The sequence below is a fragment of the Bifidobacterium asteroides genome (genome assembly GCF_003202695.1).
In the GTDB taxonomy this organism is placed as follows: domain Bacteria; phylum Actinomycetota; class Actinomycetes; order Actinomycetales; family Bifidobacteriaceae; genus Bombiscardovia; species Bombiscardovia asteroides_G.
This window is the reverse complement of sequence record NZ_QGLL01000006.1, coordinates 415,577-438,730: the sequence shown is the minus strand read 5'-3', so window position 1 is coordinate 438,730 and position 23,154 is coordinate 415,577. Positions and strand designations below refer to the sequence as shown.

Genomic DNA, 23,154 nt, shown 5'->3' with positions numbered 1-23,154 from the left:
ACCCGTACCTTCAGCCAGCTCTGTCATAATGGAAAAGAAGCCTGATGGGAACTTCGGGAAAGGAAGCATGCATGGGTCTGCGAAAAGGTCTAAAGGCAGAGGATCTGCACAGGTGCAGCCGAACCCTCATGCTTATGCGTCACGCCAAGACCGAACGCCAGGGGGCACAGGGCGATCGCAGCCGTCAGCTGACCGACCGGGGCCAGCAGCAGGCCCGGACCATGGGCCGTGGATTGGCTGCTTTGGGTCTCGTGCCCGACCGCATCATCTGCTCGGGTGCACCACGAGCCCGTCAGACCCTGGACGGCATGCTCATGCCTTTGGGGGATGGACCGCGGGTTGATTACCGGGAATCCCTCTATGAATCCGGCATGCAGGCGGTCTTCGACCAGTTGGCGCAGACCGAGGATCGTGACCGCCGAGTCCTGATCCTGGGTCATGAGCCCACCATGTCTATCTGCTCACAGTGGCTGGCCGAGAACAGCTCTGATCCGGACCTTTTGGACCTACTCAATCTTGGACTGCCTCCGGCCACCATGGTTCTGCTGGGCTCTGAGCGGCCTTTGACCGATTGGGGAATACATCAGGCCCGTTTGCTTGGCATTCTGGGCCCCCAGGATCTTCAGGGCTGACGAGCAGGATAAGCTGGAAAGAGCCTTCTACTGGCGGTCTTAGTGACCAGCAGTCCCGTGCTTGTGGCTCTGTCGCTATCGATTCAAGTTATGGCGACACCTTATTTGCACCAATTACCCGCCTCCCCCCGCCGCTGATAGGCTGACCGGAGACATCAGGACGAAACTGGGAGGTTTCATGGCAGCGATTACATCCGTGTCCGGGTTCCCGCGCATCGGTGCGCATCGTGAACTCAAGAGGGCCATCGAGGGCTACTGGAAGGGCGAACGGAATCTTGAAGAGGTCCAGCGCACAGCCGCCGATCTGCGGACCAAGCACTGGAGGCTTCAGCAGGAGGCCGGCGTCGACCTGATTCCCGTCAATGATTTCAGCTACTACGACCAGGTATTGGATACATCCATCCTCCTGGGCGTCGTGCCTGAGCGCTATCGGAAGCTGGGCCTGGGCTCCGAAGACACCCTCTTCGCCATGGGCCGTGGCTACCAGGGGGAGCAAGGTGACGTGACCGCCCTGCCTATGAAGAAGTGGTTCACCACCAATTACCACTACCTGGTGCCCGAGATCGATCAGAACACCAAAATCGCCCTTGAAGGCGACAAGCCCTTCAAGGAGTTCCAGGAGGCGCGTGAGCAGGGTATCGCTGCCAAGCCGGTGCTGATCGGCCCCTACACATTTCTGAAGCTGGCCCGTGGCCCCCAGGGCGAGCAGCTGGATCCTGACCCGACACTGGTCCAGGACCTGGCCAAGGCTTTTGCGGCCATTTTGGAGCGATTCATCAGCCTAGGCGCCGACTGGGTGCAGCTGGACGAGCCCTACCTGGTCCTGGACAAGGAACAGGGCGACCTGGAACTCTTCGAGACCCTCTATGCACCTACCCTCAAGGCCCGTGAGAGCGATCGGGGCAAGGTCCGTGTCCTGATCAACACCTACTTCGGCCATGTGGGGGACTGTTATGACCGGCTGGCTGATCTGGGCTTCGACGGCATCGGCCTGGATCTGGTCGAGGGCAGGGATGAGAATCTGGCGGCCCTCAAGGAACACGGCGTACCAGAGGGAACCACTATCTTCGCAGGCCTGATCAACGGCCGCAACATCTGGCGTAATGACTATGCAGTCAGCCTGGGCCTCCTGGATGCCCTGCACCAGGTGACCTCGAACGTGGTGGTGTCCACCGCATGCTCCCTGCTGCATGTACCCTATACAGTGGCCGACGAGGACGGGCTGGATGCCGACACCGTACGCCCCCACTTCGCCTTCGCTCTGGAGAAGCTGGGCGAGCTGCACGACTTGGCGCAGCTGGCCGATGCCGACGAGGACCAGCGCCGCTCCAGCGAGGCTCTTGCTAACAACCAGAAGCTCTTCGATGGCAGCCGCGTCCAGCCCGACCGCCAGGTGCAGCAGCGCCTGGCCGGCCTTAAGGACGAGGACTTCGTGCGTACCCCGGCCCGGCCCGAGCGCCAGAGGATCCAGGCCCAGGAGCTGGGCCTGCCCCTGCTGCCCACGACCACCATCGGGTCCTTCCCCCAGACCGCCGAGGTTCGCGTCGAGCGGGCTCGCCTGCGCAAGAAGGAAATCAGCCAGGAGGACTACGACGACTTCATCGCCCGCAAGATCGACCAGGTCATCGATCACCAGGAACAGATCGGCCTGGATGTGCTGGTCCATGGTGAGTTCGAGCGCAACGACATGGTCGAGTACTTTGGACAGAATCTTAAAGGCTACCTGTTCACCCGGAACGCCTGGGTCCAGTCCTACGGCACCCGTTGCGTCAAGCCTCCCATCGTCTGGGGGGACATCTCCCGTGCCCGGCCCATCACCGTGCGCTGGTCTTCCTATGCGCAAGCCCGCACGAACCATGTGGTCAAGGGAATGCTGACCGGGCCAGTGACTATTCTGAACTGGTCCTGGCCCCGCGAGGACATCGATCATAAGCAGCAGACCCGCCAGCTGGCCCTGGCCATCCGTGACGAGGTCCAGGATCTGGAGGCCGCAGGCATCCGCATCATTCAGATCGATGAGGCTGCCCTGCGCGAGAAGCTGCCGCTGCGACGCTCGGATTGGCACAGCCGATACCTGGACTGGGCCATTCCTGCCTTTCGGTTGGTTCATTCAGGAGTCAAACCAACTACTCAAATTCACACCCACATGTGCTACTCGGAGTTCAACGACATCATCAAGGACATTGATGCCATGGACGCCGATGTGATCTCCTTCGAAGCCTCCCGCTCCGATCTGACCGTCCTGGATGCCATTCAGGAGGCCAAGTTCGAGACCGAGGCAGGCCCTGGGGTCTACGACATCCACTCGCCTCGCATCCCTTCCACCGAGGAGATCGTGGACCGGATCCACGCCATCCTGAAGAAGCTGGATGCAGCCAAGGTCTGGATCAACCCCGACTGCGGACTCAAGACCCGAGGGGATAAGGAGACCTGGCCAAGCTTGGAGCACATGGTGGCCGCCGCCCGGCAGGTGCGTGCGGAACTGTCGTCCAGTCAGGAGTCGGATCATGCATGAGCCTATCTTTTCCCTGGAGGTCTTTCCTCCCAAGCGTGATGCCCCGGTCGGTACTATCTACGACACGTTGGACGGACTGGAAGGGCTGATGCCCGACTTCATCTCGGTGACCTACGGGACCGGCCGACGCTCAGATCGCACGGCCACGGCCCGCATAGCCAAGACCATTCATGTCGAGTACGGCATCCCTGCCGTGGCGCACTTGACCGCCCAGTACGCGGATCACGAGGTGATCGACCAGGCACTGGACATGTTCGACGAGGCAGGGGTGGCAGCCGTGCTGGCCCTGCGCGGTGACAGCGTGGAGGGGCGTGAGCCCGCCGGGGTCTTCGACCATGCCAGCGATTTGGCCGCTTACATTCGGTCGTGTAGGCCCAATCTGTCGATTTACGGAGCCTGTTATCCGGAGACCCATCCGGAGGCTACTTCGCCCCAGGAGGATATTAAGCATCTGAAAATTAAGGTGGATGCCGGTGTGGACCATCTGGTTTCACAGCTCTTCTACGACAACGCCGATTTCCTTGACTTCCTGGATCGGGCCCGTGCAGCTGGCATTCAAGTGCCCATCGAGGCCGGGATAATGCCCATCACCAACGAAGGCCAGGTAAGGCACATGAGCGAGGTCTGCAAGGCGCGAATTCCAGCAGCGGTTGAGTCCATCCTGGAGCGCTGGGGCGACGACCGGGCCAGCCTGCGCGAAGCGGGCATCATCTACGCCTCACAGCAGATCGCCGACTTGGTGGCCCATGGGGTGGACGGCATCCACCTCTACTCCATGAACCACTCTGGCGTCACCCGACGCATCTGGCACAACGTCCGTCACCTCTTCCGGCAGGTAGGCACCAGCTCAGAGCCCTCCAGCAGCAAGGGCTGACGGCATCAAAGCGGAATATTCTGCCCCGCATTGATGATCGAGCGAGAGGCGTTCTTAACTTTCAGCTCCGCTTTCGTCCTCGTTCGTCAGTGCGAGGTCTCAGCCATGGCAAAGCCTTGAGCGCGGCTTTGTGCAGCGGCGGTATCATGCCAACCAGCAGCCCAAGAACCATTCCTCCGATGGTTACCCAAGAGGCCAGGTCGTGTCCCAGCAGAATGAGAATCACCACCAGGCCGACTCCGATCAGGGATAGGACAGGTGTCCAGCGTTGCTGCCTATCGGTCAGTCGGTCGTTTTTCTTCGGCAGAAGTCCGTAGATCAGTCCTACCATCAGCCCTATAAGGGCGCAGACAATGGTCAGAAGAGCGTCGATCAGCTGCATTCCAGGGTTCCTCCGTTCATGATCACTCAGGTAGGATCTTTCTAGTGCCGCGCAGGGCGTGGACGCGGGCCTTGGCTCTGGCCATGGCATCCAGCTGCTCCTGGTCCTGTATGACATCCTCGGGATCGATGCCTGAAATCAACGCTATTACCGTCTCATAGGATGTCTTGGCCGTAGGCAGGACGCCTACCAGCCGACCTTGGCGCATGACTGCTATGCGGTCGGAAACCGCGAAGACATCCGGCAGATCGTGGCAGACCATAAGAATGCTGCGGCCCTCGGAACGCATACGCTTGATGTAGTTAAGCACCTCGGCTGACTGCATGACAGATAAGGATGCCGTAGGCTCGTCCAGCAGGATCAGCTCGGGGTTGTCCAACAGGGTTCTGGCGATCGATACGGTCTGTTTTTGCCCCAGGGAGAGGGCGGCCATGGGCTGGCCTACCAGTATCGGGGAGGCCAGCGACTGCAGGACCTGACGGGTGCGCCGCCGCATGGCTTCATCATCACGACGATGGTGGTGATCTCGCAGTTCCTTACCCAGAAAGAGGTTGGAGGAAACATCCAGGTTGTCGCAGAAGTCCTGCCCTTGGAAGACTGCTGCGATGCCCAACTGGTTGGCGACTCTGATGGAAGAAATGCTGGCTGGGTTGCCCTTCCAGATCAGAGTACCCTGATCAGGTCGGATCAAGCCTGACAAAATCCTGACCAGTGTGGACTTGCCTGCCCCATTGTCACCCACGACGGCAAGCACCTCGTGTTGGCGAATATCCAGATTTACATGTTTGAGGGCCTCAACGAACCCGAACCTGATGCAGAGGTCGTCCACCTGCATCAAGACAGAGGTTTCATGCAATCCAGGTCACCTCCTCTACGATGATCGGCCTGCGGATTTTGTGGACACATCAATGTGTCCGTTGACGCTATCGACAGCCATCATAGCCGCCCCCAGAGCGGAACCGGTAATCGGATATCGGGCAGGGAGCACCTCCATGGGAACCATGACATCAGGGAAAAGCATGCGCTGGAGAGTCTCTCGGAGCGGATCCAAAAACACGTCTTTGGTTGTACTCAGGATGCCTCCCAGAATCACCACCTCCGGATCTACGGCGTTGCAAAGATCAGCCACTACATTGCCGATGCGGATGGCTGCGTCGCCCACGATCCGTCGACAGCCCGGGTCTCCTTTGACGGCATTGGCCACCAAGTCATCCAGGGTCATGCTCCCATGGGTCACGCTCAGCAATGACACAAGGCGGGTCTCGTCCACTACCGTATTCAGACACCCACGGTTGCCGCAGATGCAGATATCGCCCAAGGGATCCACCTGAACATGGCCTATCTCGCCGGCAAGCCCGGTGGTGCCGCGCCATACCTCGCCGTTGATGACGATCCCTGAACCCACGCCATCATTGGCGTGAATGTAAACGAAGTTGCGTCTGCCGACTGCCGCGCCCATTCTCAGCTCGGCCATGGCTGAGAAGTTGGCATCGTTGTCCACCTGGACCGGCACCTGGAAAGCCTCGTGGAAGATACCGATCAGGTCCTCCTTGTCCCAGCCTCGCAGGATGCCGGGAATGGCCAGCTGGTGAGTCCTGCAGTCCACAGGAGCCCCCATGGCCAGGCCCAGACCGACAAGCTCGTTCGATCGGGCACCGATGGAAGTCAGCGTCTCCTTGATGAGAATCATGGCGCGCTCCAGGGTGGTGTCCGGCTTGTGCTGCCGTGGCAGAGCCATATCATGCTCTGCCAGGATGGCATGGCTGACATCGACGACTTCCAACCGCATCTCTTGGCGGCCGATGTAAAGTCCGACCCCGAGACCCTTGCGACGGGCCAGCATAACCAGGGTTGCGCGACGGCCGTTTCTGGTGGTGGAGGATGTCTCCAGAAGCCCTTGATCGCCCATCTGACGTACGAGGTTGGAGACAGTAGCTGTTGAAAGCCCGGTATTCTCAGCCAATTCAATCTGAGTCATGGCACCGAATCTTCGGATCGTATCCAGCAATAGTGCACGGTTGGCCTCACGCAGAGAGGACTGTGAACCGAACAATCGATGTGCCATAGGTTCCAGTGTAGCCAAGATCGTGGCTTGTCCCAGCCCAGCACACCGGTTGCGCCGATGGAAGGCAAAGTTTGTATATATTATTAAATTCATATACAAAACAGATAAGCAGATAATTAACCTCATTGAATTGAAATAGTTAACACAAATAGGTATGCTGACCACTGGGCCTTCAATGAAGTGGCCTAGGCGGACGTTGATGTCTGCCCGAGAATTCAAGGATGAAGGAGTCTTCATGAAGATCATGCAACGAACCATGGCGGCGGTCATTGGCGTCGCCATGCTTACCGGACTGGGTGCCTGCGGAGGCTCACGTGCCTCCGGTTCCTCCCAGGAGGGAGGGGCGATCAGCAAAGGCGCCACCATCGGCGTATCCATGCCCACCAAGTCGGAGGAACGTTGGAACAAGGATGGCAACAACCTGAAGACCAAACTGGAGAAGGCAGGCTACAAGGTAGTGCTCTCCTTCGCGGACGACAAGCCCGCCCAACAGAACGCCGACATCGAAAACATGGTCAACAAGGGCGCCAAGATCGTGGTCGTGGCCGCCAAGGATGGTACTGCCGTAGGGCCTGCGGTCGAGAAGGCCAAGGATGCCGGGGCCAAGGTCATCGCCTATGACCGGCTGATCATGAACACCAAGGCCGTTGATTATTATGCGACCTTCCAGCTTGAGCGCACCGGCGTGCTGGAGGCCAACTGGCTGATTGATCAGCTGGGACTCAAAAACGGTGCCAAGGGTCCGTTCAATATCGAGCTGTTCACAGGCTCTCCCGACGACAACAACGCCAAGTACTTCTTCAAGGGCGCCTGGGAGCTTCTGCAGCCCTACTTCCAGTCAGGCGTTCTGGTCAGCCCTTCCCAGCACGGAGGCGGTGTGACCAAGGACTTCAAGCTTGCCGACTGGCAGAAGATATCGGTGCAGTCCTGGAAGACCGAACAGGCTCAGAAGGACATGGAGTCCATACTGGATTCCACCTACGCGCACGGTGAGCGGCTGGATGCCGTTCTGAGCCCCTATGACGGCATCTCCCAGGGGGTCATCAACGCCATACAGTCCAAGAGGCCCGACATCCAGCCCAATACCGACAGCTGGCCCAAGATTACTGGTCAAGACGCCATGGAAATTGCCGTGGCCAACATCTCCAAGGGGCTGCAGGGTCAGACCGTCTTCAAGGACGTCAACAAGCTGGCCCAAGCCGTATACGACATGATCATCGAAATTGCCCAAGGCAAGAAGGTTACCGGCATCAACGGAACCTTTGACAACAACAGCATCAAGGTTCCTTCGAAACTGCTGGATCCCAAGGCCATCACCAAGGACAACCTGACCGATCTGGTCAAGGCGAACTACCTGACCCAGGAACGATTCGATCAGCTAACCAAGTGAGGTTGGCATCACAGTAGCGCCTGACCGTTCCGCTATCGATCAAGGGGAGGGACGGTCGGCGCACAGGAGGTGAAAGCATGTCCAACGAGGACATCTTGTTGCGAATGCAGGGGATCACCAAGACCTTCGGTCCGGTAAAGGCCCTGTCCAATGTCGACATGGAGGTTCGCAAAGGCGAAATCCATGCCATCTGCGGGGAAAACGGCGCCGGCAAGTCCACCCTGATGAACGTGCTGTCCGGGGTATACCCGCACGGCAGCTATACCGGCGAGATCCTGTTCGATGGCAAGCCTTGCCGTTACCGGACCATCAATGATTCAGAGGACGACGGCATCGTCATCATCCACCAGGAGCTGGCGTTAAGCCCCTTCCTGTCTATTGCCGAGAACATTTTCCTAGGCAATGAGCAGGCGCGCAGGGGCGTGATGGACTGGGACACCACCAGGGCCAAGGCCTCGCACCTCTTGGAGCGTGTAGGGCTGAACGAGAATCCCAATACCCGGGTCATGGACCTTGGAGTGGGCAAGCAGCAGCTGGTGGAGATCGCCAAGGCGCTGTCCAAGCATGTCAGGCTCCTTATTCTGGATGAACCAACAGCCGCCTTGAACGATGATGATTCCGAGCATCTGCTGGACCTGGTCAGGCAACTGCGTGACCAGCAAGGGGTGACCAGCATCCTCATCACCCACAAGCTTGGCGAAGTGGGTCAGATTGCGGATGGGGTGACCATTCTGCGCGATGGCTCCACGGTCGGCGGCATGCAAATAGACCCGAACCACCCACTGGATCAGGATCTGCTCATCCAGAGGATGGTAGGACGTGAGCTTACCAACCTCTATCCCCAGCACGTGCCGCATATCGGCAAGGAGGTGCTCAAGGTCAGCGATTGGACCGTTCACCACCCGCTGGATCCGTCACGAACCGTGGTCGATCATGCCAATCTGGTTGTCCATCAGGGTGAGATCGTTGGACTGGCGGGTCTCATGGGCGCCGGCCGCACCGAGATGGCTATGAGCATCTTTGGACGGTCCTATGGCAGCCGGATCAGTGGACAGATTGAGCTTCACGGCCGTCAGGTCGAGCTGCCGAACGTTCAGTCAGCCATTGATTCGGGCTTGGCCTACGCAACTGAGGACCGCAAGGTCTATGGACTCAACCTGTTGCAGAACATCAGGGAAAACGCCTCCATGGCCTCGCTAAAAAAGATGAGCCGTTACGGGGTCATGAACGAGAACCTGGAGAGGGCACGGGTGGAGGAGTACCGCAAGGGCTTCAACATCAAGTGCAGCGACATTGATGTGCCCGTCTCCACTCTGTCCGGAGGCAATCAGCAAAAAGTCGTGCTGGCCAAGTGGGTGATCTCGGATCCTGATGTGCTCATCCTGGACGAACCCACCCGTGGCATAGATGTTGGCGCCAAGTATGAGATCTACGAGATCATCGACCAGTTGGTCGACCAAGGCAAGGCTGTGGTGGTCATTTCCTCGGAATTGCCTGAGCTTATCGGCATCTGTGACCGGATCTATACGGTCAGCCAGGGTGTCATCACCAGCGACGTGGAGCGCCGGGACTTCTCGCAGGAATATCTGATGAAGGGCATGACCGTGGAAAAGAAGGGAGTGGCAGCCAGATGAGCTCGCCCAACAGCAACAAGAGCACCGCCCAGGCGGTAGAACAAGAACAGGCAGGGCCGGGCATTCTGGCCTCCCTGGCCAGCAACGCTCGCCAGTATGGCATAGTCGGCGCTCTGGTGGTTATCGTGATCGTCTTCGAGATACTGACCAAGGGGGTGCTGCTCAAGCCCAACAGCTTCGTATCGCTGATCCAGCAGAATGCCTACGTGATCATCCTGGCCATCGGCATGGTCATGGTCATCATCGCCACGCACATTGATCTGTCGGTGGGATCCCTGGTGGCCTTTATCGGAGGCGTGTGCGCCATCCTCATGGAACACATGGGAGTCAACTGGATCCTGGCTATCGGCCTGTCGCTGATTGTAGGTCTGTTGATTGGCATCTGGCAGGGATTCTGGGTTGCCGTCATCGGCATTCCCGGATTCATCACCACCCTTGCCGGCATGCTGATCTTCCGTGGTCTGGCTACGGTCATCGTCGGCGAGTCCGTGCCCATCACCTCTGCGCAGTTCAGGGGGATCGCCCGTGACTACCTGCCCAACATCCTGGGATGGTGGGGCCCATTCGACGGCCTGACTGTGGTCCTGGGCATCATTTGCATCCTTGCCTACGCCTGGTCTCAAATCGCCAAACGCCGCAAGACCCTGGCTGTAGGTCTGGTTCCCGAGCCTAAGGCCTTGATGACCGGCAAGATCATCGTGGCCGCAGTCGTCATTCTTTTCGTGACATACCTGCTGGCCTCTTCCGGCAATGAGAACCAGGGCGGGACGCCCATAATGCTGGTCATCGTGGCCGTATTGGTCCTGATCTACAACTTCATTCTGACCAGGACCGTATTCGGCCGGCATGTCTATGCGGTGGGCGGCAACCGCAAGGCCGCTGTGCTTTCCGGCATCAACGCCAAACGGGTGGACTTCACGCTCTTCGTCCACATGGGCTTTTTATCAGCTGTGGCAGCCATCTGCATGCTTTCACGACTGGCATCAGCCACTGCCCAGGCGGGCATGGAGTTCGAAATGGATGCCATTGCATCCTGCTTCATTGGCGGCACGGCGGTCACCGGCGGCATCGGAACCATTCCCGGAGCAGTTGTCGGAGCCTTCGTCATGGGCGTGATCAACCAGGGGTTGTCCATCATGGGTGTGGATACGGCCATCGTCAAGACCATCAAGGGGCTAGTGCTTCTTCTTGCCGTGGCTATTGATGTCATGTCCAAGCGTCGCAAGAGCTAACCGACTATCGGCATAGGGATGGGTTGCCTCGGGAGCAAGCTCCTCAAGTGCTTCCCTTCCCTTATGCCGATTGCTTATCTTTGGTGCCTTTTCGAAAAGGAGCATAATCGTGCGTATCACCGGCAAGGCCCGTTCTCGCATGTATGGCCTGACTGCTGTGGCCTGCGCCATCTGGCTGGTCCAATCCCTGGCTGAGGCTGCACGGGATGGCAGCCTGCTGACATGGCCCAACTTGATTTTTACTGTTTGCTTGACTGTCGTCACCGTATACTGCGCCGTCTGCGCCTTCCGAGAGGGTCGCAAGGGCTGACGACACGTCATCCCTATAATGCCTGTACCGGTTCCACAGATATCAGAGTTGCCGCGGGACCCGTGGAAAGGCAGGGGAACAGTCATGGCAGATTCGGTGCAACCGCCCACTTCAACCCTGATCCACCTTGGGCTGCACGACCTGGATAAGGCTCGAGTTCGGCTGGATCGGCTTGCGCGTCTGGTTGACGACCAGGATGTGGAGCAAATCCTGGTCCAGAGCCTCGATCAGGCTTGCGATCCGGACGAAGCCCTTGCTGGGCTGATACGAATTCTGGAACAGCATGCACAGGGCATCAGGCCGGACTTCCTGGCCAGATCATCTCAGGAGCACCAAGTGGCCGCGCGCTCGCTGATCAGGGTGCTGGGGGCCTCGGAAGCCATGGGCCGACTGATGCGCTCGCGGCCGGAGCTCGTTGAGGCAGCCGCCCTTGACCCTGACCATCTGGCTGACTGTTCGGCGGAAACCAGACGGAAGCGTGTCCTGAACGCCTTGGACAGGTTGGAGAAGCATTCAGATTCCTCGCCATCGCTGGCGGCCTACGCCGATGCGCTGCGGTTCGAATACCGGCTTCAGCTGGCTGCCGTCATGGCCCGTGACCTAGCGGCTGAGGATCCTCTGGATCTGGAGCCCCAAATCAGCCGAGCCCTATCTGATATGGCCGATGCCGCACTTCACGGGGCCCTGAGCATTGCCTGCCGTCAGGTTCCCCATGCGGATTCATGCCGTCTGACAGTCATCGGCATGGGCAAGCTAGGTGCCCAGGAACTCAACTACGTATCCGATGTTGACCTCATGTACTTGGTGGAGCCGACGTCGGGTGTGGAGTCGAACGAGACCGATCCCATTGCTGTGGGCACTGCTCTGGCCGTCCTCCTGCAGCGTGTCTGTCAGTCGGTCATTCCAGGATCGACCGAACCTCCGCTCTGGAAAGTCGATACTGCCCTGCGGCCCGAAGGGCGCGACGGCCCTCTGGTGCGCCGTCTGGCCTCCTACGCTGACTACTATGCCCAATGGGCTGAGAATTGGGAGTTCCAGGCCCTGCTCAAGGCCCGTCCGGTTGCAGGCGACAAGACTCTGGGCGAGGCCTATTCAGCCATGGTCGAGCCGCTGGTCTGGAATGCTTGCCAGCGTCCGAACTTTGTCTACGACTGCCAGCGGATGCGCCAGCGTGTGGAACGGCTGATACCAGAGGATCGCAAGGAGCGCGAGATCAAGCTGGGCCGGGGAGGACTGCGGGATGTAGAATTCACTGTCCAGATGCTCCAGCTGGTCCATGGCTCCAGCGATGTCGGTCTGCGTTGTCCTGCAACCTTGGACGCTCTGCAGGCACTGTCGTGGGGCGGCTACATTTCACGCAAACACGGCGACCAGCTGAGCCATGACTATCGGTTCGAGCGGGTCATGGAGCACCGTCTGCAGATCTGGCAGTTGCGTCGCACTCACCTTTTTCCGAAAATCAACCGTTCGGGTACCCTCGGCAAACGGCCGCCCAGCCTGGAGGAGCTGGAGAACAACCGCGATCTGAGACGGCTGGCCCGGGCCTTCGGCCTGCATGCTGACCAGATGCTGGCCCAATACCAGGCCACCAGGATCGAGGTGCGCAACCTTCACCAGGCCATCTACTTCCGTCCCATGCTGCCCATAAACGCCCAGGTGGACGAGGATGAAGTCAGCCTGCGCCCTCAGGCTGCACGCGCCCGGTTTGCATCGATCGGCTTTGCCGACCCTGATGCCGCCATCCGTCACGTTGCCGCACTGACCACGGGGATCACTCGATCGGCGCGGATCAACCGTATTCTCATGCCCGCCGTTCTCCAGTGGCTCGGGGAGGGACAGGATCCGGACATGGGGCTGCTGGGCTGGCGAACCCTTGAGGAGCACTTCGGCGGCAAGAGCACCTATCTGGGCTTCCTGCGGGACTCTACTTCGGCTGCCAGCCGCCTCTGCCACGTCCTGTCCAACTCGCGCTACCTGTCTGGCGCCCTGGCACGATCAGTCCAGTCGGTGACCTGGCTGGGCCATGACCAGGATATGATCCCCAGGGATCGGGCCACATTGGACAAGCGCACCGCAGCTTATCGAACCCGGCATGCGGATTCGCTTGAGGAATTCGCCACCGCAGTGCGGGCCATGCGCCGTCAGGAGATCGAGCGGATCGGACTGGGCTGGATGAGCGGTGTGGACGATCAGCAGGCCTGCCTGACGGGCATGTCCGATGTCTACGATGCAGCCATCAATACAGCCCTGGACTGGGCTGTGGATCACCGTTCGGAACAGGCAGGTTTGAATGGCAAGAAGCCACGGAGCGCGCCAGCTGATCTGGCCGTTATCGGCATGGGTCGTTATGGAGGCAGGGAGGTCAATTTCAACTCCGACGCCGACATCATGCTGATCTACCGTCCCGCATCAGGCGCCGACCAGGATCAGGCAGCGGAATTCGCGCGTGGAGTGACCGCAGACCTGCGAGCCGTACTGGCTGGACCGGCAAGCCTGGAGCCCGGCATCGACCTTGACTTTGACCTGCGCCCGGAAGGACGCCATGGGCCTCTGGTGCGTTCGCTGGACTCCTATAAACGCTACTACCGCGACTGGTCCGAAACTTGGGAACATCAGGCCCTGATCCGAGCGAGATTCGCAGCTGGGAATGCCGGCCTGGCCAAGGATTTTCTCGAGGACACAGCCAATCCGCTGCGCTACCCCCACCGGCCGCCCAATGAGGAGGAGCTGGGTCAGATCCGGCGTCTCAAGGCCCGGATGGAGGCAGAGCGGTTGCCGCGCGGCGTGCGTCGGGATCGTCATCTGAAGTTGGGCCGGGGAGGGCTGTCTGACGTGGAGTGGACGGTTCAGCTTCTCCAGCTGCGTCATGCCTACGATCTGCCTGAGCTGCAGGTCACTGGCACGATGACAGCCCTGAATGCCTTGGAGACTGCGGAGCTCATAGATGCCAAGGATGCCGAGGCTCTGCGCCGCAGCTGGGTGCTCTGCACCGCAGCCCGCAACGCCAACTTCCTCTGGTCTGGACGTGTCACTCAGGCGGACATCCTGCCGGATGACGGGCAGATTCTGGGAGGTATCGCTGTCTGTCTGGGCTATCCGGCCCACCGGGGACAGCACTTTGTCAACGAACTGCTGGCGGCCATGCGCCGCTGCAGGCAGGTCATGGAAGCACTCTTCTACGGCGGCTGACCCTGGGTCCATCCGCGGTCGTATGCTTGTTCAGGTCACATAAGGTGGCCACCTTGAGGAAGGTGAGCCGTTGTCCCAACAAGTTGATCACGCATCCAACACCTCTTCAGCCGTCGATTCCCGCTCCGGCCCCGCAACCCTTGTTCCGCTTCGTGGGCGAAGTCTGGTCACTCTCGACGACATCCCCATGACCCAGATCCTGGACCTGCTGGATCGTGCGGCCTATATCGACACCCATCGCCGTCAGGTGGCCCACACCTGCGACGGTCGCGTCCTGGCTACGCTCTTCTATGAACCCAGCACTCGCACCCGGCTCAGTTTCGAGACGGCCATGCTCCGCCTGGGCGGCCAGGTCATCGGATTCGCCGGCGCCCAGCTGGCCAGCGTCTCCAAAGGTGAGTCCATCAGCGATACCCTGAAGACCGTCTCCAACTACGCCGACATCGTGGCCATCCGCCATCCCAAGGAGGGAGCCGCACTAGTGGCATCTCGGGCGGCCACGGTTCCGGTCATCAACGCCGGCGACGGCGGGCATATGCATCCGACCCAGACCCTGACTGACCTGGCCACCATCCGCGCCCGCAAAAGTCGGCTGAACCATCTGACTATCGGCCTGTGCGGGGATCTGACCTTTGGTCGTACAGTCCACTCCCTGATTACCACCCTCTGCCGCCTGGGCCACGTGGACTTCGTCCTGATCAGCCCTGACGAGCTGCGCACCCCCGAATACGTCCTGGAGAGGATCCGCTCCTCGGCCGACTGCACCTACCGCGAGACCGGGGATCTGAACGGGGTCATCGGCGACCTGGACGTGCTCTACATGACCCGTGTCCAGCAGGAGCGATTCTTCAACGAGGACGACTACCTGCGTCTGCGCGACACCTACATCCTGGATGCGGACAAGCTTCGGGCTGCGCGCCCCGACATGGCTATCCTCCACCCTCTGCCCAGGGTCAACGAGATCGCTGTGGAGGTGGACGATGACCCGCGTGCGGCCTACTTCCAGCAGGTCCGCAACGGCATGCTGGTCAGAATGGCCCTGGAGAGCGCCCTGCTGGGCGATGAACTGCCTGGTTACCGCGAGCGGAAGGAGGTGGCGGCATGAAGGTCACCAGCATTGTTGATGGAATCATTATCGACCACGTTCGTGCAGGCACAGCCCTGAAGGTCTTGCACTACCTGCGCGTGGACCCCTCGCAGACCCGGTTGGCCCTGATTATGAACACGGACAGCCGCAAGTACGGCTCCAAGGACATCATCAAGATTGAGCAGACCGGGGATCTGGATCTGACTGCCTTGGGGTTCATCGCCCCTGAAGCCACCGTCGATGTTGTCCGGCAGGGCAGGATCGTCAGCAAGCATCAGCCGGATCGTCCCGGCCATTTGGTCAACGTCATCACCTGCGTCAACCCTCGTTGCGTAACCACGGTGGAGACCGGCGTGGACCAGCGCTTCCACCTTGACGCTGCCGGGGTCTACCGCTGCGACTACTGCGACGAGAAGGCTGAAGACTGACATGCGGCTGCTGGGGTTGACTGATTGGCGCAGCGGCAGAGCGGTCGATCTGGTGCTTTCCCAGGCCGCCGACAGCGCGCTGATTGACGAAACTGGCGCCATGTCGGCAGAGGCCAGCCAGATCGACGCCTCGGGACTGGTGCTGGCTCCGGCCTTGGTCGACCCGCACGTCCACCTGCGCGACCCTGGCCAGCCCGACAAGGAGGACATGGTCACCGGCACGGCTGCAGCAGCGGCCGGAGGCTACGGGCTGATACTGCTCATGCCCAATACCCAGCCCGCCATGGACGGCCATGCGAAGATGACCGATGGTCGTACGGTCATCGACTACCTGGAATCCTACGAGCGGGACCATGGGCTGCGTCTTCCGGTGGACTACGCTCTCTGCGTAGCGGCTACTCTGGACCGTGCCGGCCGTCAGGCCTCAAACCCAGACCACTGGTCGGATCACCTGCCTGGCCACGAATGGGCTCATCCTGTAGTGGCCATCAGCGACGACGGTTCGGCGGTCACCGACCAGACACTGGAAGCCGTGGCGGCCAACGCCCGGGCTTTTGACCTGCCCCTTCTGGATCACTGCGAGCACCACGACCGCGGTCAGATCAACCTGGGAGCCGTCAGCCACCAGCTGGGGCTGGAGGGGATTCCCGCCTCAACAGAGATCTCCATCATTAACAGAGACATTGAATTGGCAGAACGCACCGGCACTCGGGTGCATCTGCAGCATGTCAGCACAGCCGGTGGGTTCGAAGCCGTCCGCCGGGCCAAGGCCCGCCGACTATCGGTCACCTGTGAGACCGCGCCCCACTATCTGGCCCTCTGTGATGAGGATCTCTTGCGCAGCGGCAGCATGGCCAAGATGAATCCTCCGCTGCGCTCCCGCGCCGACCAGCAGGCCGCCCTTGAGGCTGTGGCTGACGGCACTGTGGACATGATCGCCACCGACCACGCCCCTCATACCGCCGCTGAAAAGGCACTGGGGCTCGAGGACGCGCCCAACGGCATCATCGGCCTGGAGACTGCCTATGCGGTCTGCAACCAGGTTCTGGTCAAAAGCGGGCTGATTGACCACGACCGCCTGATCGAGCTCATGTCCCTGGCCCCCGCCGAGCTCCTGGGCATGCATCGGCTCCTGCCTGAAGACCTGTCCTTGCACAAAGCAAACAAGCTCAATAAGACCGGTCACCTTCAGCTGGAGGCCGACCGGCACAGCGATGCGAACCTGCCACCCGTCGACCTGGTCATTTTGGATCCTGATGCCAGGTGGGAGGTTGATCCCAGTCACTTCCATTCCAAGGCACGGAACACCCCCTTTGCCGAGACAGAGCTGGCAGGACGGGTCATGGCCACCATCAAGGATGGGCGTCTGGTCTTCTCCCGCCTGCCTGCAAGCCGCGTCATCACCAGGGAAAGGATCCGAGCATGCACCGTCTGACCGCGCTCATCGACGACAAGCACAATCCGACCGTGGTCGGTCTGGATCCGCGACCGGAACTACTGCCCAGTCAGCTAATCGAAGAGGCCAGGCAGCGTGCTGCCGGGAGCATGGCTCAGATGGGTCTGGATCCCAAGGATCCGCAGCAGAACCAGGGTGAACAGGCTCAGGCAGTTTGGGCAGACCACCTGGCGCGGGCTTATCTGCGCTTCAACTTGGCCATTCTGGAGGGCGTGGGTGACCTGGTGCCTGCAGTCAAACCCCAAATTGCCATGTACGAGGCCCTAGGCCCCTGGGGCATCAGGGCCTACACCGGCACCTGCCGGGCTGCAGCCGACCGTGGCCTCTATGTCATCGGAGATGCCAAGCGCGGGGATATCGGATCCACGGCTCAGGCCTATGCCGCCCACCTAGATGGGCTTCCCCTGCCCTTTGCACCTGGGCAGGCAGTGGATGGGCCTGCCCGAGGGGGCGGGAGGTTCCCCTGGTACGAGGATGCGCTGACCATCAACGTCTACTTGGGCTCCGACGGTGTGGAACCTTTTCTGCAGGCGGCCGAGCGCATCCAGGGTGACCTCTTCGCCCTGGTGCGCACCTCCAATCCCTCGGGCAGCCAGATTCAGGAGCTGAGCCTGGACGCGGGCCCAGGCGACGGCACCGTCTATCAGCGCCTGGGCGACCTGGTCGAAACCTGGGGACAATCCTCCATCGACGAATCGGGCTACTCCAGGCTTGGAGCTGTGGTCGGGGCTACCCACCCTGAAGACGGCGCCCTTCTGCGCCGGACCATGCCCCACACCTTCTTCCTTGTCCCTGGCTACGGGACCCAGGGCGGTTCGGCATCCGACGTAGCGCCCATGTTCGACCAAGCCGGCGGCGGCGCTGTGGTCAACTCCTCTCGGGGGATCATCGCAGCCTGGCGGAAGGATCCGGACTACAGTCCGCAGCTCAGCGTTCAGGCGGCCCTGGGCATGGTCACTCGTGATGCCCGTCAAGCGGCGCAAGCCATGAAGGACGATCTCAATCAGACGATCAAGGAGGCCAGATGAAGCCCAACCTCTTCATATCAACCAACCGCGTAGAGGAGCAGGCCAGACAGGCAGGCCGGATGCCCGGACGACGTACTGCCCAGATCACCGGCATGGAGCCCCTGGAGCAACAGGTCTGGCGGATGACCATCCAAGACCCCTATCTGGCAGCCCACGCTCCGGCAGGAGCCTTCCTCAACCTCTACTCAGCCGACCGCATGACCATGATGCCCAGGCCCTTCGGCATCAGCCGTGTTCTGGAGGGCGAGCAGATCGAGATCATCTTCGCCGTAGTGGGGCAAGGAACCTATGAATTCTCACGCCTGCAGCCAGGCATGGCAGTAGATCTGCTGGGGCCCCTGGGCCATGGTTTCGATCTGGGAAAGCCGGCAGATTATCTGCTGGTGGGCGGCGGTCTGGGCGTCCCCCCGCTGATCCGCGCGGCCCAGTGCCTTCAGGGCAGGTCCGGTGTGCGCACCACTGCTCTGCTGGGCTACCGTGACCATCGGTTCGCCGATGTCATCATGGGCTCCCTGACCGATCGGCTGGAGTCCATCGACAACGCCTCCGGGGATGTTATGACTTTGCTGGAACGCGTTCGTGGCGATATTGATCCTGAGCGGACCATCATCCTGACCTGCGGACCCCTGCTCATGATGCGGGCTGTGGCCGCATGGGCCCGTAAGTCCGGCCTGCCGGCCCAGTGCTGCATGGAGTCTCGAATGGGTTGCGGTTATGGCACCTGCGTGGCCTGCGTGGTCGACACCGTGGACGGCAGGCTCAAGGTCTGCAAGGACGGCCCCGTCTTTGCAGCCGATCGTCTGATCTGGGATGCAGGCGAGGACAAGAAGGAGGCACGATGAGCGGGCTGACAAGCGCAGAGACACAGACGGCCATGGCTATGGATCCTCTCGAGCCACACATCTGGCTGCATGGCACTGTTGTGGCTGGAACGCCTTGGAAGAACCCGGTGGGCACGGCCTCGGGCACCTTCAACCTGGATGCCTGTGGGGGCTATTACGACGTTTCGCAGATGGGCGCCATCTCTACCAAAGGGGTTTCGCCCATACCCTGGGAAGGCAACCCCACGCCCAGGACTACAGAAAGTCCCGCTGGCATGGTCAACTCCGTGGGACTGCAGAACCCGGGCGTGGACCATTATTTGGTGGACGAACTGCCCAGGCTCAAGGCCTTGGGAGCCAACGTGGTCACCAATGTGGCCGGTCACAGCGACCAGGACTATGCCACGGTCGTGGAACGGTTGGCCGATTCCCCGGCGGACATGCTGGAGATCAACGTCTCCTGCCCCAACGTCTCACATGGGGGGATGTCCGTGGGCACCGACGCCAGGGCTCTGAACCGGCTGATCACCCGGCTGCGGGGTCTGACCGACAAACCCATGGTGGTCAAGATGACTCCCAACGTCACCGACATTGTGGAAGTGGCCCGGGCGGCCGTCGACGGGGGAGCGGATGCTCTTAGCCTGATCAACACCCTGGTGGGCATGCGCATTGACATCAACACGGGCAAACCGATCCTGGCCCAAGGCACCGGTGGCGTCTCAGGCCCCTGCATCCTGCCCATTGCTTTGTCCTTCGTCTGGCGGGTGCGCCAGGCACTGCCCGACATTCCCATCATTGGCATCGGAGGCATCGACTCGGGACGCACCGCCTTGGAATTCCTTTATGCGGGGGCCAATGCCGTGGAGGTCGGAGCTGCGGCCCTAGTGGACCCTGTGGCGCCCATGAGGGTGGCCCGGGAGCTGGACGATCTGTTGGACGAGCGGCCCGATCTGGCCGATTTGCTCAAGAAAGGGGAGTGCTGGCGATGAGCGCATCTATATCAGAAGACAAAGCCGACCATGACGAGGATCTACATGAGCAGATCCGTCGCATTCAGAAGGGTTTCACCAGCTTTCTGCTTGAGAGCGGGGCGCTCAAGTTCGGGGACTTCACACTGAAGTCAGGGCGGCACTCGCCCTACTTCATCAACGCGGGAGCCTTCAACGACGGACGTCTGATCGCCCTGCTGGGGGAGTTTTACGCCCGGACCATCGTCCAGGCCGTGAAGCAGGGGACTCTGCCTGCTGACATCGACACGGTATTCGGCCCAGCCTACAAGGGGATCCCCCTGGCCGTCTCCACCGCCATAGCACTGAGCGGGGCGCACGGCATGCCGGTCGGTTACACCTTTGACCGCAAAGAGGTCAAAGACCATGGCGATGGAGGCCTTATGGTCGGCACCCAGCTCAGGGACGGCATGAGGGTGTTGCTTGTGGATGACGTCATGACCGCAGGGACCGCGGTCCGCCAGGTGGTGCCCAAGATCATGTCCCAGGCCAAGGTGACTATCGTCGGTCTGGTGCTCTCCGTAGATCGGATGGAGCGCACTGGTCATGGCCAAGGCTCGGCAGTCGAGTCCATCATGCACGAGTTCCGCTTCCCGGTCATCAGCATCGTTGATGTCCGCCAGATCTTCGACGCGGCCGCCTCCATGAAGGGTTCGAACGGGTTGCCCATTCTGGACGAGCATACGGCCGATGCCGCCAGGCAATATCTTGAGCGCTACGGGGCCTGAGCAAGGGGAAGACGACTGCTTGGATTCGTGTTGGCCTTATGACGATTGTGCATCTAGGCCACATTGACGCACATTTTTCGGATGGCTGCTCTGTCATCCGGCCCTCGTGTAAATTGGTAAAGGTTCGACGGACAGGCCGACGAATCATCATCGCAAGGAAGGCCGTGGATCATGACGCAACCGCTGGAGCAGAGTGGTCATGCAAAACCGAGCCGGGATGAGGCCGACGCGATAGATGCTGCCAATCAGACGAATTCAGAGGATGCGGTGGAGCCCGCTATTTCAGCCCCAACAACAGAGGCAGCGAAACTTTCGGATGCGGCAGAATCTCATGACGAACCCAATCCAGCTAGTGCGGAAACGGTAGAGACAAGCCAGCCTCAGGAGAGCGAGCTTAAAGAGAGCGAGTCTGCACGGCGGTCTCGGAGGCTGCCTTTGATACTGGCAGCAGTGGCTCTTGTGCTGGTGCTTGTTGCAGGCATCTACATGCTGTGGACCAATCGTTCAGGAAACAACCACGTGGATCGAAACCCTTCTGTCGAAGCAACGACATCCCAAGCTAGTCATGGCCCCAGCGGGGATGCTCAAGCATACAAGGCCCTGCAAGAGGTTGCTGTCAAGCCGTCGGTTGCCAACGATCAGGGAGGACTGACTGTTTCAGCCAAGGGTGTCGGCAGCAAGAAGAAGATTGCCGGTGTGCCTACTCTTGAGATCTTCATGGATCCCATGTGCCCCTGGTGCGGCAAGGTGGGCCGAGTCATCGATCCTCAGCTGCAACGCATGATCAGCGCCGGTCAGATCAATGTCACCTACAACTTTTTGAACTTCCTGGATTCGGCATCCAGCGACCAGTACTCCAGCCGGGTGGATAATGCCTTGGCCATGGTGGCTCAGGAGGATCCTGAACGCCTGCCGGCCTTTGCTGCTGCTGTCTTCGCAACCGACTTCCAGCCTAATGAGAGCTCGTACCAGGCGGTCTCCGACGCCCGTCTGGCCGATCTGGCTGTGGGAGTGGGCGTGCCCGGATCCTTGGCAGACCGCTTCGCCCAAGGTGCATACAAGCCATGGGTGGACAAGGTCAACGCCTACGCCATCACTCGCAAGGACGCCAAGGACGCCAAGGGGGAGTTCTCAACACCCACCATCATGATCAACGGCAAGGTCTGGGATCTGACCGCAGCAGCAAAGAGTCAGGGAGGTCTGGAGCATTTGGATCGGGCACTGCTCAAGGCCTTGGGGCTCAAATCGCAGGATGTGGGTCACCAGGGGAAGATACCATCCATCGGAGCCCGGGGACAAGCGCTGAAAGTAGAGTAAATAGCGACTATGCGGCAACTAATCACCAGCGGGGAAGTCCAATTATCGCAGCTCTCGGACCAGCTGTCACCTGTTCGACTGATGTCTGCTTGACAGCTACTCGCCTGACTTCTGTTCGATAAGTGAGTATCCATGGTTGGACACCACCTGGCGCAGCTTTTCCAAGTAAAGTCCGGCAGCATGGGACAGCTTGGTCCGGCTGTTGACTATCCAGCCCACAAGCATGGATTCGTCTGACTCCAAGGGAACGCTGACGATCTTCTCGTTGTTCAGATCTTCGTTGTCGATGCCAGTGCAGACCGTGTAGGCGTTGAGCCCGACGATAAAGTTGAGCATAGTGGCACGATCGCTCACGGTGATCTGCTTGGGGGAGTAGTCGGGCCAGACCGCCTCCTCAGCAAAGTAGAAGGAACCCTCCTCGCCTTGTTCATACTGAAGGAAGGGATAGGGCTCCAGGTCCTTCATGGTAACCATGGCCCGATCGGCCAGGGGGTTGGTCCGGGCGATAAAGACATGAAGGTCTGCTCGGAAGAGGGGATGGAAGTCCAGGTGCTTCTCCCGGAGCATTTTGGAAAGGACCCGTTTGTTGAAGTCGGACTCGTAGATGATGCCGATTTCGGACTGGAGAGTAGCCACCTGGTCGATGATGTCTCTGGTGCGCGTCTCCCGTATGGTGAATTCATATTCGTCCGAATCGATGGAGTTGATCATCTCCACGAACGCTTCGACTGCGAACATATAGTGCTGAGTGGAAACTCGGCAGAGCTGCTTGCGGGGCCTGACCTGCCGGTATCGTGCCTCCAGCAGGTCGGTCTGGTCCAGAATCTGCCGGGCGTAGGTCAGGAATTCCGCCCCGTCCACGGTCAGAGCGATTCCCTGGGAGTGGCGGGTGAAGATCTCGATGCCCAGCTCGTTCTCCAGCTCCTTGACTGATGAGCTCAGGGCCGGCTGTGAGATGTAAAGCTCGTGCGAAGCCTCGTTCATGGAGCCGCATTCGACAATCTTGACGATGTAGCGCAGTTGGAGCAGTGTCATACAAGCCAATCTATACCCAAGGCC

Annotated in this window: 20 protein-coding genes; 16 read left to right on the top strand and 4 right to left on the bottom strand. The window is 60.2% G+C overall.

Annotated features, from left to right (window positions below; genetic code table 11):
- The first annotated feature begins 71 nt into the window (after positions 1 to 71).
- The 3 genes from DKK75_RS03865 (at position 72) to metF (ending at position 4,021) form a co-directional block, all read left to right on the top strand.
- Positions 72 to 632, top strand: a complete 561-nt coding sequence (locus tag DKK75_RS03865; protein WP_110452126.1) for a SixA phosphatase family protein — start codon at positions 72 to 74, stop codon at positions 630 to 632.
- Positions 633 to 810: 178 nt separating this feature from the next.
- The gene (metE, locus tag DKK75_RS03860; RefSeq protein ID WP_110452125.1) at positions 811 to 3,147 is read left to right on the top strand and encodes a 5-methyltetrahydropteroyltriglutamate--homocysteine S-methyltransferase; all 2,337 of its coding nucleotides are present in this window, start codon (positions 811 to 813) and stop codon (positions 3,145 to 3,147) included.
- Positions 3,140 to 4,021 carry a methylenetetrahydrofolate reductase [NAD(P)H] gene (gene metF / locus DKK75_RS03855; RefSeq protein ID WP_110452124.1) on the top strand — a complete coding sequence of 294 codons (882 nt, stop codon included), beginning with the start codon at positions 3,140 to 3,142 and terminating at the stop codon, positions 4,019 to 4,021. Before metE ends, metF begins: the two co-directional genes overlap by 8 nt.
- Before the next feature lie 61 nt (positions 4,022 to 4,082).
- On the opposite strand, the gene DKK75_RS03850 is transcribed toward metF, so the two are convergent.
- From DKK75_RS03850 to DKK75_RS03840, 3 genes are read right to left on the bottom strand one after another with little or no spacing between them, the layout of a single operon-like run.
- Complete coding sequence (locus tag DKK75_RS03850; protein WP_110452123.1) at positions 4,083 to 4,403, bottom strand: hypothetical protein; 321 nt, start codon at positions 4,401 to 4,403, stop codon at positions 4,083 to 4,085.
- Positions 4,404 to 4,425: 22 nt separating this feature from the next.
- The gene (locus tag DKK75_RS03845; RefSeq protein ID WP_181414467.1) at positions 4,426 to 5,217 is read right to left on the bottom strand and encodes an ATP-binding cassette domain-containing protein; all 792 of its coding nucleotides are present in this window, start codon (positions 5,215 to 5,217) and stop codon (positions 4,426 to 4,428) included.
- Between the two features lie 57 nt (positions 5,218 to 5,274).
- On the bottom strand, positions 5,275 to 6,468 hold the full coding sequence (locus DKK75_RS03840; RefSeq protein ID WP_110452121.1) for an ROK family transcriptional regulator: 1,194 nt from the start codon (positions 6,466 to 6,468) through the stop codon (positions 5,275 to 5,277).
- Positions 6,469 to 6,703: 235 nt separating this feature from the next.
- Here DKK75_RS03840 and DKK75_RS03835 point away from each other — a divergent pair, with 235 nt between their 5' ends.
- From DKK75_RS03835 to DKK75_RS03775, 13 genes are all read left to right on the top strand, one after another.
- Entirely contained in the window at positions 6,704 to 7,858 is a 1,155-nt protein-coding gene (locus tag DKK75_RS03835; RefSeq protein ID WP_110452302.1) for a substrate-binding domain-containing protein, read from the top strand.
- A gap of 77 nt (positions 7,859 to 7,935) precedes the next feature.
- Positions 7,936 to 9,492 (top strand): sugar ABC transporter ATP-binding protein, encoded by a 1,557-nt coding sequence (locus tag DKK75_RS03830; RefSeq protein ID WP_110452120.1) that lies wholly within the window; start codon positions 7,936 to 7,938, stop codon positions 9,490 to 9,492.
- Complete coding sequence (mmsB, locus tag DKK75_RS03825; RefSeq protein WP_110452119.1) at positions 9,489 to 10,724, top strand: multiple monosaccharide ABC transporter permease; 1,236 nt, start codon at positions 9,489 to 9,491, stop codon at positions 10,722 to 10,724. The genes DKK75_RS03830 and mmsB overlap by 4 nt, the downstream gene beginning before the upstream one ends.
- Positions 10,725 to 10,833: 109 nt before the next feature.
- On the top strand, positions 10,834 to 11,034 hold the full coding sequence (locus DKK75_RS03820) for a carbon starvation protein (protein WP_110452118.1): 201 nt from the start codon (positions 10,834 to 10,836) through the stop codon (positions 11,032 to 11,034).
- An 84-nt stretch (positions 11,035 to 11,118) separates the two neighbouring features.
- Positions 11,119 to 14,223, top strand: coding sequence for a bifunctional [glutamine synthetase] adenylyltransferase/[glutamine synthetase]-adenylyl-L-tyrosine phosphorylase (locus DKK75_RS03815; protein WP_110452117.1), 3,105 nt, complete (start codon positions 11,119 to 11,121; stop codon positions 14,221 to 14,223).
- 163 nt (positions 14,224 to 14,386) lie between these two features.
- Complete coding sequence (gene pyrB, locus DKK75_RS03810; protein ID WP_110452301.1) at positions 14,387 to 15,328, top strand: aspartate carbamoyltransferase; 942 nt, start codon at positions 14,387 to 14,389, stop codon at positions 15,326 to 15,328.
- Positions 15,325 to 15,738: an aspartate carbamoyltransferase regulatory subunit gene (locus tag DKK75_RS03805; protein WP_110452116.1), complete on the top strand. Its 414-nt coding sequence runs from the start codon at positions 15,325 to 15,327 to the stop codon at positions 15,736 to 15,738. The genes pyrB and DKK75_RS03805 overlap by 4 nt, the downstream gene beginning before the upstream one ends.
- Position 15,739: 1 nt before the next feature.
- On the top strand, positions 15,740 to 17,173 hold the full coding sequence (locus DKK75_RS03800; protein WP_110452115.1) for a dihydroorotase: 1,434 nt from the start codon (positions 15,740 to 15,742) through the stop codon (positions 17,171 to 17,173).
- Positions 17,161 to 18,222, top strand: a complete 1,062-nt coding sequence (gene pyrF, locus DKK75_RS03795; protein ID WP_110452114.1) for an orotidine-5'-phosphate decarboxylase — start codon at positions 17,161 to 17,163, stop codon at positions 18,220 to 18,222. The genes DKK75_RS03800 and pyrF overlap by 13 nt, the downstream gene beginning before the upstream one ends.
- Positions 18,219 to 19,064 (top strand): iron-sulfur cluster-binding protein, encoded by an 846-nt coding sequence (locus DKK75_RS03790; RefSeq protein ID WP_110452113.1) that lies wholly within the window; start codon positions 18,219 to 18,221, stop codon positions 19,062 to 19,064. Before pyrF ends, DKK75_RS03790 begins: the two co-directional genes overlap by 4 nt.
- Positions 19,061 to 20,032, top strand: a complete 972-nt coding sequence (locus DKK75_RS03785) for a dihydroorotate dehydrogenase (protein WP_110452112.1) — start codon at positions 19,061 to 19,063, stop codon at positions 20,030 to 20,032. The genes DKK75_RS03790 and DKK75_RS03785 overlap by 4 nt, the downstream gene beginning before the upstream one ends.
- 53 nt (positions 20,033 to 20,085) lie before the next feature.
- Positions 20,086 to 20,778 carry an orotate phosphoribosyltransferase gene (pyrE, locus tag DKK75_RS03780; RefSeq protein WP_110452300.1) on the top strand — a complete coding sequence of 231 codons (693 nt, stop codon included), beginning with the start codon at positions 20,086 to 20,088 and terminating at the stop codon, positions 20,776 to 20,778.
- Positions 20,779 to 21,228: 450 nt separating this feature from the next.
- Positions 21,229 to 22,095 carry a DsbA family protein gene (locus DKK75_RS03775; RefSeq protein WP_181414439.1) on the top strand — a complete coding sequence of 289 codons (867 nt, stop codon included), beginning with the start codon at positions 21,229 to 21,231 and terminating at the stop codon, positions 22,093 to 22,095.
- A gap of 96 nt (positions 22,096 to 22,191) precedes the next feature.
- On the opposite strand, the gene DKK75_RS03770 is transcribed toward DKK75_RS03775, so the two are convergent.
- Positions 22,192 to 23,130, bottom strand: a complete 939-nt coding sequence (locus tag DKK75_RS03770; protein WP_110452110.1) for a LysR family transcriptional regulator — start codon at positions 23,128 to 23,130, stop codon at positions 22,192 to 22,194.
- Positions 23,131 to 23,154 lie beyond the last annotated feature (24 nt).